12 protein-coding genes are annotated in these 15390 nt (G+C 40.6%); 6 read left to right on the forward strand and 6 right to left on the reverse strand.

All coding sequences use genetic code 11. The annotated features are described in order from the left end of the window. The first annotated feature begins 94 nt into the window (after positions 1 to 94). Positions 95 to 1282, forward strand: a complete 1188-nt coding sequence (locus tag CZ382_RS02175) for a NupC/NupG family nucleoside CNT transporter (protein WP_088049600.1) — start codon at positions 95 to 97, stop codon at positions 1280 to 1282. A gap of 145 nt (positions 1283 to 1427) precedes the next feature. Here the strand turns inward: CZ382_RS02175 and CZ382_RS02180 are convergent, their stop codons facing one another. Beyond that, positions 1428 to 2807, reverse strand: coding sequence for an MATE family efflux transporter (locus tag CZ382_RS02180; protein WP_088049601.1), 1380 nt, complete (start codon positions 2805 to 2807; stop codon positions 1428 to 1430). 98 nt (positions 2808 to 2905) lie between these two features. Between CZ382_RS02180 and CZ382_RS02185 the strand changes: the two genes are divergently transcribed. Then, the gene (locus CZ382_RS02185; RefSeq protein WP_088049602.1) at positions 2906 to 3979 is read left to right on the forward strand and encodes an undecaprenyldiphospho-muramoylpentapeptide beta-N-acetylglucosaminyltransferase; all 1074 of its coding nucleotides are present in this window, start codon (positions 2906 to 2908) and stop codon (positions 3977 to 3979) included. A gap of 216 nt (positions 3980 to 4195) precedes the next feature. Here the strand turns inward: CZ382_RS02185 and CZ382_RS24630 are convergent, their stop codons facing one another. The 3 genes from CZ382_RS24630 to CZ382_RS02195 form a co-directional block, all read right to left on the reverse strand. Beyond that, positions 4196 to 5515 carry an MMPL family transporter gene (locus CZ382_RS24630; RefSeq protein ID WP_327365020.1) on the reverse strand — a complete coding sequence of 440 codons (1320 nt, stop codon included), beginning with the start codon at positions 5513 to 5515 and terminating at the stop codon, positions 4196 to 4198. 181 nt (positions 5516 to 5696) lie between these two features. After that, on the reverse strand, positions 5697 to 7319 hold the full coding sequence (locus CZ382_RS24635) for an MMPL family transporter (protein ID WP_327365021.1): 1623 nt from the start codon (positions 7317 to 7319) through the stop codon (positions 5697 to 5699). Between the two features lie 13 nt (positions 7320 to 7332). Then, on the reverse strand, positions 7333 to 7773 hold the full coding sequence (locus CZ382_RS02195; RefSeq protein ID WP_230856146.1) for a MarR family winged helix-turn-helix transcriptional regulator: 441 nt from the start codon (positions 7771 to 7773) through the stop codon (positions 7333 to 7335). Between the two features lie 617 nt (positions 7774 to 8390). On the opposite strand from CZ382_RS02195, the gene CZ382_RS02200 reads away from it, so the two are divergent. From CZ382_RS02200 to CZ382_RS02215, 4 genes are all read left to right on the forward strand, one after another. Next, on the forward strand, positions 8391 to 9383 hold the full coding sequence (locus CZ382_RS02200; protein WP_088050950.1) for an ABC transporter substrate-binding protein: 993 nt from the start codon (positions 8391 to 8393) through the stop codon (positions 9381 to 9383). Positions 9384 to 9543: 160 nt separating this feature from the next. After that, positions 9544 to 10404, forward strand: a complete 861-nt coding sequence (locus CZ382_RS02205; RefSeq protein WP_088049603.1) for an ABC transporter permease — start codon at positions 9544 to 9546, stop codon at positions 10402 to 10404. Further along, positions 10401 to 11609, forward strand: a complete 1209-nt coding sequence (locus CZ382_RS02210) for a quaternary amine ABC transporter ATP-binding protein (RefSeq protein ID WP_088049604.1) — start codon at positions 10401 to 10403, stop codon at positions 11607 to 11609. The genes CZ382_RS02205 and CZ382_RS02210 overlap by 4 nt, the downstream gene beginning before the upstream one ends. A 615-nt stretch (positions 11610 to 12224) precedes the next feature. Further along, the gene (locus tag CZ382_RS02215) at positions 12225 to 13046 is read left to right on the forward strand and encodes an aldo/keto reductase (RefSeq protein WP_088049605.1); all 822 of its coding nucleotides are present in this window, start codon (positions 12225 to 12227) and stop codon (positions 13044 to 13046) included. Positions 13047 to 13131: 85 nt separating this feature from the next. Here the strand turns inward: CZ382_RS02215 and CZ382_RS02220 are convergent, their stop codons facing one another. Beyond that, positions 13132 to 14268: a Ger(x)C family spore germination protein gene (locus CZ382_RS02220; RefSeq protein ID WP_088049606.1), complete on the reverse strand. Its 1137-nt coding sequence runs from the start codon at positions 14266 to 14268 to the stop codon at positions 13132 to 13134. Further along, positions 14265 to 15383 carry a GerAB/ArcD/ProY family transporter gene (locus CZ382_RS02225; RefSeq protein ID WP_088049607.1) on the reverse strand — a complete coding sequence of 373 codons (1119 nt, stop codon included), beginning with the start codon at positions 15381 to 15383 and terminating at the stop codon, positions 14265 to 14267. Before CZ382_RS02225 ends, CZ382_RS02220 begins: the two co-directional genes overlap by 4 nt. Positions 15384 to 15390 lie beyond the last annotated feature (7 nt).

Genomic DNA, 15390 nt, shown 5'->3' on the forward strand with positions numbered 1-15390 from the left:
ACCTGTTAAAATCAGGTTTGGAATTCGTATTAATTGAAAGCATTTGCAATCATGTATGCATTCTACTAATTAATTAAAGGGAGGCTTAACATCCGTGGATATTCTTCTAGGACTGGCAGCAATCATTATTGTCCTCGGAATTGCATATTTAATGTCGAATGATAAGCAAAACATCAACTACAAAGCCATCGTTGTTATGCTTGTTGCACAGCTGATTATCACGTGGTTTATGTTTTCGACAGAAATCGGGAAAAACATTATTAATGGTATTTCTGCAGGGTTCAATAAATTAATTGAATTTGGTACGGAAGGAATTAATTTCGTTGTTGGCGGCATTACAGTTGGGGAAGGTGGCGTATTTTTCTTTAATGTATTGTTGCTTATCATCTTTTTCGCAACCATTTTGTCTGTACTGACGTATTTGAAAATATTGCCTGTAATTATTAAATATTTTGGCGGACTTATCTCGAAAATCACCGGATTGCCAAAGGTGGAATCATTCAACGCCGTCAATAGTATCTTTTTCGGTCAGTCAGAGGCGCTGCTTGCGATAAAGACACAGTTTCATCATTTGGACAAGAACCGGTTATACATTGTTAGTGCTTCGGCTATGGGGTCTGTATCGGCATCTATCGTTGGCTCTTATTTACAGATTCTCCCGCCGGAATATGTTTTGGTTGCACTGCCATTAAACATGTTTAGTGCCTTAATGATCTCTTCCATGATCGCTCCAGTTAAAGTACCGAAAGAAGAGGATCATGTAGATATAAAAGATGTCTCCCAGGACAGAAGTATTTTCGAAGCAATGGGGAATGGTGCACTTGATGGTGGTAAGATAGCATTAATCGTTGCAGCCATGCTTATTGCGTTCATTGCTTCCCTTGAGCTTGTGAATTGGCTGATTCAGTTTATTTTTGCCGGTGTGACACTGCAGGAAATTCTCGGATATATTCTTTCACCGATTGGAATGTTAATGGGGATTTCGCCGGGTGAGGTAATTCGTGCCGGTGGCGTTATGGGGACCAAAATTGTAACAAATGAATTTGTCGCCATGCTTGAATTCCAGAAGATGCTTGGCAGTATGTCGGAAAAAACGATCGGGATTGTTTCGGTTTTCTTGACAAGCTTTGCCAACTTTTCATCGATTGGAATTATCGCGGGGACTGTGCAAGGTATTGATAGTAAAAAAGCGGTGCAAGTTTCCGGGTTCGGAATGAAATTACTGATTGGTGCAACGTTAGCATCCATCTTATCCGCAACGATCGCCGGGTTATTTTTGTAAATTGGTTAACAAAAGCGAGAACACTTGTTAAGGTGTTCTCGCTTTTGTTATGAAGGAACATTGATTCGGTTTATAAAAGAGATTGTAATGATTGGTATTTACAACTATGAATTAAATGAGGCAAATGAAAAAACACCAGCATAATTTAACCGTGCTGTTGGATTGCTAGTTGCTTTTTCTCTTTAGCAAGTTTTTTTTGCAAGTAAAAGAGCCGTGCCAATAGACAAGCTGCACCGAAGCTCAAGCCAATAATGATTCCTACCCAGTATCCAAACGGTTCCAAAGGTGTATAGTTTGCAAGTAAAAAGCCACTTGGCAAGCCAACGCCCCAGTATGAAACCAATGAGATCACCAGGGTAAGATTGACGTCTTTGTAGCCGCGTAATGCCCCTTGGATCGGTGCTCCGAACGCATCTGCCAGCTGGTAGAAAATTGCATAATAAATAAAATGCTTTGTCAGTTCGATAACTTCCGGGTTATCATTGTACATTGCAGCAACCGTGTCATTGAAAACATATAATACGAGACCAGCAAACACGGCAATAAATAATCCGCCGCTGATCCCGATATAACTGTACGTCTTTGCCTCTCCAAGCCGCCTGCCACCAGCCTCATACCCAACGGCGATTGTCAATGCCATACCGACACTGAGCGGGATCATGTATAATAGGGAAGCAAAATTCATCGCAGCCTGATGGGCAGCAATCGTATATGTGCTGTAGACACTCATCAGTAATGTTACTGCTGAAAAAATACTCGTTTCAAAAAAGATGGAAAAGCCAATAGGGATACCGATTTTTAATTGTTCCCACCATTCTTTTAACGATGGTTTCACCCAATTAGAAAAGATCTCATACATACGAAACGGTTTATTTTTATAGATAACACCAAAGGCAATTCCACAAACCAGCCAGTAGGTAATCGATGTTGCAATACCAGCACCAACCCCGCCAAACGCCGGTACACCGAGCTTTCCGAAGATGAATATATAATTAAACAGGACATTTAATGGCAGGGAAGTCAAAATGATCAGCATTGAAACGCGGGTTTGCCCTAGTGCATCAATAAAACACCGTAATGTATTAAAAATAAATAATGGCACAATTCCTGTAACAAGGGAAACCAGATAAAACGTTGCAGTATGTCTGACTTCTGTTTCCAGATCCATAAGCTGTAAAATAGGATTAAGCAGTAAAGCTCCAGCCAAAGCAACTAACAGAGCTAACACAATTGCCAAGTAAATTCCTTGCTGTACTTTGTTCGGTACTTCATGCTCCGATTTTGCACCGGTTAACTGGGCAATAATCGGGGTTATCGCAAGCAGTATTCCATTGATTCCGGTGAAAACTGGCACCCAGAGACTGGATCCGATTGCAACACCGGCAAGATCCGCTGCACCTACCCGGCCGGACATGACGGTGTCAAAGAAGTTCATTAAATACAGACTGATCTGTGTGATCAAAATAGGCACTAATATGATGGTAAAAAGCTTCAATTTTTCTCTTAATGTTGCTGTTTCATGCATATTCCTCTTCCTTTTTTGTTTATTTTCCATTAGGATAGAGATGGATTTCAATACAAATGCAATTATACCGTTTTATCGATAGAAAGGAAGTACATTTTATGAAAAAGAAACGAATCCTTTTTACGGGTGGCGGAACGGCCGGACACGTGATTGTGAATCTGGCTTTAATTCCGGTATTTCAGGAAGAAGGATGGGAGATTGATTATATTGGCTCCAAAACTGGGATTGAACGTAAATTAGTCGAGCAAATGGAGAATGTAACCTATTATCCGATTTCAACCGGGAAACTGAGACGTTACATTTCCAAGGAAAATATCAAAGATCCATTTAAAGTGTTAAAAGGGACGATGCAGGCCTGGCGGATTATCGGAAAGCGTAAACCGTCCATTATCTTTTCAAAAGGTGGCTTTGTATCGGTCCCGGTCATCTTAGCGGCGAAATTGGGGAGGGTGCCGGCAATCATTCATGAATCGGATTTTACCCCGGGACTTGCGAACAAGCTCGCTTTTCCGTTTGCGAAAAAGATCCTGGCAACATTTCCGGAGACGATGAAATTTTTGCCAGAGCAAAAATCCGAATACGTTGGGGCGGTTATTCGGGACGAGTTGTTTCAAGGCAGCCGGGAAAAAGGACTGGAATTATGCGGATTCACCAGCAGCAGGCCGGTGCTGCTGATCATGGGCGGAAGCGGCGGCTCTGAGAAGATTAACAATACGGTCCGTGAAAGCCTTGATGAACTGTTACCGGTTTTTCAAATTGCCCACATTTGCGGAAATGGAAAAATCGATAAAGCATTAAATCGGGAGGGGTACAAACAATTTGAATATGTAAATGAAACATTAAAGGATCTTTTCGCAGCCACCGATTTTGTATTATCACGGGCCGGTGCCAATGCAATTTTTGAATTTTTGGCGTTACAAAAACCGATGCTCCTCATTCCTTTGTCCAAGCAAGCAAGCAGAGGTGACCAGATCATTAATGCAAAATCGTTTATGGAGAAAAAATATGCACGGGTTATGGAAGAGGAAAAGCTTACATCGGATAATCTAGTACAAGAACTTTTCCGGTTAAAAGAACAAGCCCCGGTTATGATCGATTATATGAAAAAATATCAAAGTAAAAAGGCAAAAGAACGTGTAATTGAAATTATTAAGGAGATTGGAAAAAAATAGATTGCCTCCGATAGCCGGTTTAGACAGTATTTCACCGGTTTTGGACAGTAATGATCGATTTTGGCCAGTAAATGCGCACAAATAGCAAGTAAATTGTATAAGTTTGACAGTGAACAAATTGGCCTTGTCCTGTTTATTTTAATAATTGGGGACAACGCAAGATATCTGTCCCCAAATATAGAAAGGAAATCGGCACATAAGCCGATTTCCTTTCTATTACTCTTTATTGTACTTAAATGGCCACCAGTTTACTTTGCCAAAGATTCGTACCATAACTGGAATAAATAATGGTAACATTACAAAGGCATACAGGAATAATCCTGTCAGTACAACCGTTGCAATTTGCAAGATTGACAACACACCAGATGGGAGCATTGCTCCAAAGGTTCCACCTAAAATAATGGCAGCTGATATAATGACTGTTCCCATGTTTTTCATGGCTGATAGTAATGCTTCTTTAATATTGCCGTTTTTATATTCATTGAATCGATCCATCACGAAAATACTGTAATCGATACCCAGTGCCATCAGCATCACAAAGGAAAAGAACGGAATAGCCCATGTCAGGCCGTCATATTCGAGCAGCTGGTTAAATACTAATTCGGCAACTCCCATAGAGGTAAAGTAGGTCAAGATTAATGAACCAATCAAATACAGCGGCATTATTAGTGATCGTAACAGGAGGACCAATATGATAAAGATTCCTGCGATCATAAGAAATACGGTACGAGAATAGTCAGCATCCGAAATATTTTGTAAATCATTATTCGTACTGCTAACCCCGCCGAGTTTTGGATCACTCCCTGCTAAGACAGTGTCCTCTTTTGTGTTATTCACCGTATCCTTGATTTTATCCACCATATTAATAGCCTTTGTTGAATAAGGGTTGTGTGATAAGACAACATCAAATTTGACGATTGTTTTATCGTCCGATAGATAGGCTTTTGTTCCTTCGATAAAGTCTTCGTTTTCCAGTGCCTCTTCTGGAATAATGACAATTGGTTTACTTGAATCTGCATCGAATTCACTAAGGTGATCCTGTACCTTGGATAATCCGTCATTGATCTTTTTCAAGCCATTCGAACTATCCCCTAGTCCGCCGGCAAGCTCATCCAATTGCCCCTGCATATCGCTGAAGGCTGTTTTTAATTCTTCCTGGCCTCCGTAGATTTGCGACAATCCATCCTGCAGGCTCGGAATATTGTTGACTACTTGACCTTGGCCATCTGCTGCCTGATTTAATCCGGATTGCAACTGATCAATTCCTGAAATTAATTCACCAATCCCTGCAGCTAGTTTTTCCTGGCCAGCGATGGAGTCAGCGAAACCTTGGTTTAACTTGCTAAATTGAGCATTAACTTCTTGTAATCCTGTTTGCGCACCCTGTACATCTTTTATTTTGTTTTGTAATTGCTCAATTCCCTTTATCGCGCCCTCAGTATACTGAATAGCAGTACCTAGTTGTATTTGCTGTTCTTGATTAAGTTCAGGATTGGAATTTTGTAAAGTCTTTAACTGATCTAATGAACCTTGCATAGCACCTTTTAATTCATCAATTCCCTGAGCGTCAAATTCGCCGCCGCCAACACTTTTTAACCCATCAGCAATGGCCTGATAACCTTGTAATAATTGCCTATTTCCAGCTATTGTCTGATCGAGATTATCCTTAATGGTTTGCAGGTTGGTTTTAATTTCCCCTGCTCCTTGAGAACCAGATTCAATCCCTTGCTGAATTTGTGTTCATGTCGCCAACGCCATTGTTAGCTTCCTGTGTGCCTTGCATCAATTGGTCAACGCCATTTTGTGCATCCTTTAATTGTGGTCCAGACTTTTTCAATTCTGAGGCTGCTTCCTGCAAACCTTCCTGAATTTTTGTGATCCCCTCTGTACTTTGATCAACTCCGTCAGCCAGCATACCAGTTTGTTTATTGGCTTTAAAATCCTCAATGACATCACCAGCGGGTCTTGTCGCACTGCGAACCTGTTCAACACCGTCCATTTGGGCAAGTTCTTGTGACATGTCTTCGATTGCTTGGTAATCTTCTACAGAATCGACTGGCTTATCCGTCTTAAATACAACACTAGTCGGCATCGTTTGCCCTGGGCCAAAGCTATCGGCAATCCAGTTAAATCCTTTCACAGATCCGTAGTCATCACCAATTTCTTCAAGCGAGTTGTACGATTTGTCGCCATCGAACGTTAATAAAAATGGCAGGGTTATGACGGCAACGATAACTAATGCTACTACCGGCCTGCCCCAAGCGAATTTTCCGGCTGTCCCCCAAATCCGGCTTTCCTTATGGGCAACATTTTTATCAAATGGCCAGAACAGTTTCTTACCCAGTACAACTAGGAAAAATGGTACTAATGTAGCTAAGGCAATAAGTACAACCGCAACACCAACTGCAACGGCAACTGCCGATTGATAGAGAGAAAATGTGGATAGCCCGATGGTTGAGAAACCAATTAATACTGCTAATCCAGCAAAGAAAATCGTTTTTCCACCTGATTTATAAGTAGTTGCAACAGCATCTTTGATGGAATCATGCTGGGCGATTTCTTCCTTAAAACGACTGATTAGTAAGATACAATAGTCGGTTCCAATCCCGAACATCACCGCAACCATGAAAATTTGTGTAAACGTTGAAAGCGGAAAACCAGCCGTATCCGCCAAGATCGAGACAATGCCTTGGGCGGCCAGGTAGCTAATTCCGACAGTCAATAATGGAATAAACGGTGCGACAAATGATTTGAACACGACAAACAGGATGATCAAAATTAACCCGACTGTAATAAATTCTGTCTTTTTCAGGCCTTCCTCCGAGTTGTCAAGAATGTCCTGCTGTATCATTTGTTCACCTGTTAGGTAGTGTTCGACATTGATATCATCAACCGTATCATAGATGTTATCGCGAGCCTTATTTACTTCCTGATCTTTTAATGAAACCTGAAATGGAACCATAATCGTTTTCCCGTCTTCTGCCACAGTCTGATCGGCGATTGCCGGATCTTCCCTGAAATCCAGAATATCGGAAATCTGCAGGTTATCCTGATTTTTTTTCAGCTCATCGATAGCTTGTGCGATTTCTTCCTTTTTTGCTTTATCCAGCCCGTCATTATCATGAAAAACAAGTACACTGCTTGCTGAACTGTTATCTTCATCGGCTGACATATCTTCTATTAATGCTTGTGCCTCCTGTGATGTATATCCTTCAGGAACAGTTATTTGGCCTTTTTCCTGTACAAGCTCCTGAAGATTTGGTGCAAAGATAAATAATGAAACTGCCACCGCAACCCATAGGATAGCGATGGGCCAGCGGAATTTGATAATATGTTTCATAATAGTCCCCTTTCTATCGGTTTTCCTTCATTACTTCTGCTAATTTTTCCAGGGAGCAGATAAAGGTCTGAATTTCTTCATCATTAAAGTGTGCAAGCTGTTTGCCAATTTCAGCGTACAGCTCCTTTTCCGTGAAGTTTACCAGTTCTATCCCTTTGGCTGTAACATATAAGTAGACATTACGCCGATCCTTATCGTCACGCTCCCGTTCGATTAATCCCTTATCAAATAAACGGTTTATTTGTGCCGTTACAGCACTTTTACCAATACCAAATGCATGGGCAATTTCCGTTGATGTAGCGTTTTCGTGATTTCGAATATAGTGCAGTGTCGAAAATTGGTCTGTTGTAATATCGGAGTGAATTCTTTCTTTCAATATTCCATTCACACCCCGGTAAATGGTGTTCATTGCTTCTTGATAGCGGTCAATCAATTCTTTTAATTCCATAATCATAATAAAAAAATAAACCTCCTAAGGACAAGATAGTTCAATAAGTGAATAGTTCATATGTAGAACTATTAAATAATAACAATTTTAACGGGATTAAGCAAGAAAATTTTACTCCTTTCACAAAGAAATCATATTTCAGGTTTAAGGATTATTGGGATTGGGAAAAGAGGTGTAAACGGATAGGTATAGGTCGTGAGAAAGTAACAGCGGGGGATTGATAGGTAATTGGTTTCCTGACCAAATGTCGGAAAAATGGAGTTATACAGAGTATTTGATATGATATAGCTAATAGACTATGTTAATGTCGGCTGATCTCGTTTAATCAGCAATAATCTCATATTTTAGCTTGTTAGCACATTTGAGTGTCTAAACTATTTACGATACCATTAATAGTGTTGTTCAGGTTAATCCTTTTTCACTGGAAAGTTTATTTGATTTATTAACCTCAAAAATTACTTGGCATTGCACCCTCTACTGCCTGCGAAAAGCTTTTCAATTTTGTTAACGATAAATAGTCAGTTAATCCAGTGACTAATGGCATCATTAATTTTTTCATTATTGGCAATAGTGCAGAAAACAGGCGGTACCTAAATTTGAATCAACAAGAAAGGGGAAAAGAAATGAAGAAATTCGTATTGTTACTATCCACTGCAATATTGGTAGTGCTTTCTGCCTGCAGTGGTTCAAAGGCTGATGGAGATATAGATAAAATCGTACTGGCAGATGCCGGCTGGGATAGTATTCGTGTTCATAACAGTATAGCCCAAACAATCATTGAGGAGGGCTATGGAATTGATACCGAAGTGACATCCGGCTCGACAGCAGCCACTTTTCAAGGGTTAACGGAAGGGGATATTGACGTTTACATGGAAGTGTGGACCGACAATATTAAAGAAATTTATAATAAAGCACTTGATAAAGAAGAGATTGAAAAAGTATCGGTTAACTTTGACGATAATGTGCAAGGATTATACGTCCCAACCTACGTCATTGAAGGTGACAAGGAAAAAGGGATTGAACCAATGGCACCGGACTTAAAAACCGTGGAGGATTTAAAAAAGTATCCGGAATTATTTGCCGATCCGGCAGAACCTGACAAAGGCCGCTTAATTAATGCGCCGAGTGGCTGGGCAGTTGAACAGGCTATTACGGAGAAAATGGATGCTTATGGATTGAATGATACATTTGTCAACTTTAAGCCGGGATCAGATGCGGCAATCGTATCCTCTTTAACGGATGCCATTAATTCAGGAAAAGCATGGGTAGGATATTATTGGTCGCCTACTGCGGTTACGGCAAAATACGATTTAACCTTGCTGGAAGAACCGGAATACGATAAAGAAGTGTTTGAAGAAACAAAAGCTACCGCATTTCCGCCGAATGATGTGGTTGTAGCGGTAAACAAAGATTTACCTGAGGCGGCACCTGAAGTTGTTGACTTTCTAAGCAATTATGAAACGAGCAGTGCATTAACGGAAGAGGCACTTAAATACATGGATGAAAATGACGCATCCCCGGAAGAAGCAGCAATGTGGTGGATGGAACAGCATGAGGATATATGGACCAGCTGGGTTTCAGAAGATATCGCCAAGAAAGTAAAAGAATCTATGTAAACTCAAAAGCGGAAGTGCCCGTTCAGGGAAGTTAGAAGTTAATTCATCCAAGTAATTACTAGTTTAAAAAGCACGATGAAAAGCAGCCGGTCTTAGGGGCTTGGCTGCTTTTCCAATTAATCTAAAGTGAGGTGAAAGGGCTGTTTATTACAGTCTGCTGATGGGAAGTTTTCCGGATATTACAACAAACCTAGGGGATTATGTTGAAAAAATAGTTGATATTTTGGATACGTCGTTAAGCAGTGTTTTTGATTTTATTTATATTGTCTCGTCCCAATTCATTAATGGGATTGAAACGTTTTTACTTTGGCTGCCATGGTGGGCGTTCATTGCCTTTATTATATTAATCGGATGGTATTTTAAGTCATTATTTGCCGGTGTGTTATACGGTGTGTTTGTATTTTTAATTGGCTCATTTGGATTATGGGAAGATATGATGACAACGATCGCGATCGTGATGACAGCAGTTATTATTTCACTCGTACTGGGCGTCCCGCTTGGTGTTTGGATGGCATTTAGTAAAGGCTTTTCCACAGTAATGCGGCCCTTTTTGGACGCGATGCAGACAATGCCGAGCTTCGTTTATTTAATTCCCGCTATCTTCTTCTTCGGACTCGGAAATATTTCAGCAATTTTTGCAACATTAATTTATGCATTGCCACCTGTTATCCGTTTAACAGAGCTTGCTATCCGTGGTGTTGATAAAGAAGTGATTGAATCGGCACAATCGTTCGGCTCGTCAAAATGGCAAATGCTTAGGAAAATTCAATTACCGCAAGCACTGCCAACAATTATGGCAGGGGTAAACCAGACAACGATGATGGCGCTTGCGATGGTTGTCATCGCATCAATGGTTGGTGCCCAAGGGTTGGGAGAGCAAGTTTTGGTTTCTATCAACCGGATTGATATTTCACTAGGATTTGAGGCAGGTATCAGTATTGTATTTTTAGCAATTATTATCGATCGTGTTTCAAGCGGTATTGCGGATAAACTCCAAAAGCATAGGAGGGTGAGTGAATGACTGCAAAGGTAAAATTACAAAACGTATCGAAAATTTTTGGGCCGAAGCCAAAGTCTGTATTACCGAAAGTAAAGGATGGCATGACAAAACAGGAAATTCTGGCAAAAACGGGACATACGGTTGGGGTATATGACGCCTCCATGGAAATTCAGCAGGGAGAGATTTTTGTTATCATGGGGCTGTCCGGAAGTGGAAAATCAACTCTGATCCGTTGCTTCAATTTGCTGAATAAGCCTACAGCAGGATCCATTTTTATTGATGGTGAAGATATCATTCAATACAATAGTGCACAGCTTAAACAGGTTCGTCAGGAAAAAATTGCGATGGTATTTCAGCATTTTGGACTGTTTAACCACCGGACGATTTTGGCAAATGTCGAATACGGGCTGGAAATTCGTAATGTGCCAAAGGAAAAACGTCGGGAAATCGCTATGAAAAATATTGAAAGTGTCGGGTTAAAAGGGTATGAGGAAAAGTATCCCGATCAGCTTTCCGGGGGGATGCAGCAGCGGGTTGGATTAGCAAGGGCACTGGCAAATGATCCGGATATCCTATTAATGGATGAACCATTCAGTGCACTCGACCCGCTAATTCGCAGGGAAATGCAGCTGGAGCTTCTCGATATTCAGGAACGGCTGCAGAAGACGATCATTTTTATCACCCATGATGTTAATGAAGCATTTAAACTCGGAGATCGAGTAGCGGTTATGAAAGACGGGCGTGTCGTTCAAGTCGGGTCACCAGAGGAAATCATTGAAACTCCGGCCAATGAATATATTTCTGATTTCATTAAAGATATTGATCGCTCAAAGGTTTTCCAGGCTGAACATGTCATGATTAAACCGAATGCGTTGGTATCGATGAAAGATGGTTTGAACGTTGCTGTAAAAGAAATGGAAGAAAACAATATTTCCAGTGTGTTTGTGGTAGACCGGCAGCGACAGGTAAAAGGAATCGTCACGATTGATGATGCAATCGCAGGCATTAAGGAAAAGAAGACGTTGGCTGACGTGATGCTGACTGCTATTACAGTCGTTAAACGGGATGAGTATGTCAATGATCTGATTGCCAAAACACTTGAGTCGAAATTTCCGTTAGCCGTTGTAAATGAAGAGGATAAATTAATTGGTTTTATTCTCCGGGTTCATGTATTGTCGGGACTAGTGGCTGATGAGGTCGATGAGAGTGAAGAATATATTGGATAGCAATAGCGGGGACTCCTGAATTTAAAGGGTCTCCGCTTTTTTTAATAGTAAAGAAAGTATAGAATTTGCAGTTGTGTGAAATTTTCACTTGGTTTTTTAGAGAAATGCTGAAGTTTGACTGAATTTGCTAAACTGGAGCTGAAAAAAGCTGAAGATTCTTTGGAAGGTACTGAACCAAGCCAGAAAGCCGCTGAACCTCCATGATTATAAACTCAAAAATTGTAATCAACTTAACTTTTCAGTGAGAAAAGCGGAAGCGCCCGTTTAGCAACGTACAAACTGGAGCACTCCGCAATGAGATAAAGGAAACACGGTGAGCTGAGGCCTACAGGACGTAGGTCAGTTCGGTGTTGCGACAGGACGTCGCGGTTTTAACCGAACTTCCCCTTTTACCGATGTTGACTTATCGTAGTGAAGGAGTGTGAAGTTTGCTTGGCTTTAGCGCTGGAGCTGGACATGGCCCTTCTCGATCATGAATTAATATCGCTAAAAACTATATATTTTCTTTACTTTTAAAAAATAGCTTCCTTTAAATGAGACCATTTATTTCATACCTTACCGTTGGAAGTCCGGTATTAGGTGCGATAAACTAGACAACAAAAGGAGTTGTGACAAATGGATATGCAAACAAAAAGGAAATTGAACAATGGAACGCAAATCCCGCAACTGGGGTTCGGTGTTTATAAAGTGCCGGCTGAACAAACTTACGATACAGTGGCACATGCACTGGAACTTGGTTACCGGCACATTGATACGGCAAGCTTTTACGGAAATGAAGAAGGGGTAGGCAGGGCAATAAGAGAGTCTGGAATATCACGAGAGGAGCTCTTTGTTACGACAAAGGTTTGGAATGATGATCATGGATTTAATCGTACCTTACGTGCATTTGAAAAAAGTTTGGCCAGACTGGGGCTTGACTATGTTGATCTCTATCTTATTCACTGGCCGGTGCCGGATCTATTTCCGGAAACATGGAAAGCATTAGAGAAGCTTTACCATGACAATGTGACAAAAGCAATTGGCGTGAGCAATTTTCTCGATCATCACTTAAAAACGTTGGCAGCCACCCAGGAGGTAAACCCGGCGGTAGACCAGATCGAGCTTCATCCTAAATTGCAGCAAAAGGATACCGTGGACTATTGCCGAGAGCAGGGAATTGCAGTTGAATCATGGTCACCGTTAGCCAGAGCGAGGTATTTGGACGATCCGCTTCTTGTCCAACTTGGTGAAAAATATAAAAAATCACCTGCTCAGCTCATCATTAGATGGCACCTGCAGCATGATTTTGTCGTCATTCCGAAGTCGACCAATAAGGACCGGCAAAGGCAAAATATGACCGTGTTTGATTTTAACATTGATCAGCATGACATGACATTATTGGATCAGTTGGATGAAGGGTTGCGTGTTGGGTCACACCCAGATAATATTCCGCAGTAGTACAGGGTTTCCCATAGGCATTTTGTGCAAAAGAACAGGCAGAAAACAGCAGCTGTTATCTGCCCTTCCCATGCCGAGCCTGGTTTTACCTTTCCGTCCCATGGCGAAATATTCGTACATTTACATGATAATCAACATGAATATCTGGGAAATAATCATACCATTCCCCTTCTTTAAGCTCACCATTTGGTTTGTTGATCCGGTAGATGGTTCCATAACCTAACGGATCGGTGTTCAGCTCCTGAAGTTTTGCCAGAAGCTGTTCATACTGTTTCTTGATTTCCTTTTCCACCTCTTTCTCCAATTTTCTAACTACCTTTGGGTTGTTCAGTTTAATTTCCTCGGTCAGCTCCATTAAGCTAACATCAAACGTTACTTCTGTACGAAATTTTAGCTTTTGTATATCAGTTATTTTAGATTTGCTCTTACTATTAAGAACAGTTAATAGAGCAAAGAATTTATCTATACCTGTTTCATTTTTCGATTGTGCATCTGTTCTCATCTGCCCTTTAAAAGGTTCTGATGGAAGGGCCACCTCGAGAAATAAATCTCGCAAATCTTTATGGAAAGCACCGATTAAATAGGCCTTTTCAATTGGTAACTGGCCAACCATTTTATCATCCTGAAATAAGGCAAGTGACGACAGAACCGGTTTATCATTGCTAATCGACAGTATTGGCAGAAATGGATCCTGTCCTTTGTCAAAGTAGAATCGCAAAAAGTCTTGCAAATTAACGCGTGGTATTACATTGTTTAAAATATTTCGTTCTAAAATATAGTGTAAATATAGTCCAGTATTTACGTCAGCGTGCTTTTCAGCTTTGTAAAGCAGTTCCTTCGCGGTTGTATCACTTATCGCTAATAGCATTGTGTCTGATACACGGGCATCACGGATTAGTGTATCCAAATAGCGCAGCACTCCCTTTTCGGCAGTTTCTCTTCCGTATACTTCCAATTTGGATGATCCTGGCGTCAAGCGGAAGTCTGTTTTACGATTTGCATCTATCCGAGCTTGTTTAATTGTATTAGCTCTGCCGGTTACAATATTAGAATATTCTTTCTGTTGTGCGTTAAATTCAAAGTAGGAAATGGTTGTTTCAATATTATTATCTTCAAGCTTATCCACCCCTCGCGTGAGAATGATCCCCATATCTTCTATTGTTCTTGGTTGGACACAGCCAGACAGTACTATTATTGACGCCAATACTATCAGTTTTTTCACTTTTGATCACTTCCCTTTTTCCTCTTCCGCAGCTTTTTTTTCAGAATGACAAGGGGAAGAAGTATCAACGGATAAATATAAACGACCCAAAAGGCGATATTGGAAAGTGCGTCCGTTAAATTCATTATCCAGTAATGATAGGTAACAAAGCCGCATAATACGAACAGAATACCTGCTGATACGTATAATGTAATCTTTTGCGGAACCTTGTACATTCGCTTTAATCCATAAGTAATGACCCACATTAATAAAATCATATTTGGCAGTGTTACCATCATCCATTCCGCAACAACAATATAATCAAACCGCTCAATAAACGGGAATTTAACAATTTTAAATAAGGATAAGACAGACCACTCCATTTCCTCCATCCGCTGCGGACTAAAGTACCCGATTGAAATGACGGTATTAATGAATACAATAGCTGCGGCCCAGGTTGTCCCCCAATAGACAGGACGCCCCGCTTGTTTTTTGTTTTGAATAAATGGGTAGATAATGAACAGAATCTCAAATCCTGCAAACGTAAATACTGTTTCCCTGGATCCTTTTAATAGTTCCATTACAGATGCATTAAGGACAGGACGAAAATGATCCAATTCAATATTCCTGGCAGGCTCATACAATAAAAGCAGCAGCCAATGAGCAAGAAAAAAGAAAAGGAACACAACGCCGATAATGACACGAATTCCGCCCAGCACACTATAAATCACCAAGGATAATAGTAATACCCCGAGAACCAGTGAACTGATTTCCGGAAAAATAAAAATCTGAATAACTTCAATATAGGTTACCAATACAGTCAATAATGTAACAAAAAAGTAGATAATGTAAAAGGTTCCCAATGCCATGCCAAGCCATTTCCCGAACAAATCAACCTGAATCCCAAAAATATCTGCATTGTCATACTGACGCAGAATCCGAAGCATGACAAATAAGACAAACAGGATGAAAATATATGCGATAATAATGGATATCCATGAATCTTGACGTGCTTCTCTAAAAACATACATTGGAGAACCCATGACTCCAACGCCGATCTGGATACTGCCAATAACAAAAAATAAATAAAATGCACGAATACGTAGGTTTGCTTTTACTTTTAGGTTGACATCCATTGTTTCA

Origin of the sequence: Virgibacillus dakarensis (assembly GCF_900155625.1) — a bacterium.
Taxonomy (GTDB): domain Bacteria; phylum Bacillota; class Bacilli; order Bacillales; family Amphibacillaceae; genus Lentibacillus_C; species Lentibacillus_C populi.

Coding starts and splice junctions, on each gene's coding strand:
- CZ382_RS02180 (WP_088049601.1), bottom strand. CDS start 2,807: ATGCATGAAACAGCAACATTAAGAGAAAAATTGAAGCTTTTTACCATC.
- CZ382_RS02185 (WP_088049602.1), top strand. CDS start 2,906: ATGAAAAAGAAACGAATCCTTTTTACGGGTGGCGGAACGGCCGGACAC.
- CZ382_RS24630 (WP_327365020.1), bottom strand. CDS start 5,515: ATGCAAGGTTCATTAGATCAGTTAAAGACTTTACAAAATTCCAATCCT.
- CZ382_RS24635 (WP_327365021.1), bottom strand. CDS start 7,319: ATGAAACATATTATCAAATTCCGCTGGCCCATCGCTATCCTATGGGTT.
- CZ382_RS02195 (WP_230856146.1), bottom strand. CDS start 7,773: ATGATTATGGAATTAAAAGAATTGATTGACCGCTATCAAGAAGCAATG.
- CZ382_RS02200 (WP_088050950.1), top strand. CDS start 8,391: ATGAAGAAATTCGTATTGTTACTATCCACTGCAATATTGGTAGTGCTT.
- CZ382_RS02205 (WP_088049603.1), top strand. CDS start 9,544: ATGGGAAGTTTTCCGGATATTACAACAAACCTAGGGGATTATGTTGAA.
- CZ382_RS02210 (WP_088049604.1), top strand. CDS start 10,401: ATGACTGCAAAGGTAAAATTACAAAACGTATCGAAAATTTTTGGGCCG.
- CZ382_RS02215 (WP_088049605.1), top strand. CDS start 12,225: ATGGATATGCAAACAAAAAGGAAATTGAACAATGGAACGCAAATCCCG.
- CZ382_RS02225 (WP_088049607.1), bottom strand. CDS start 15,383: ATGGATGTCAACCTAAAAGTAAAAGCAAACCTACGTATTCGTGCATTT.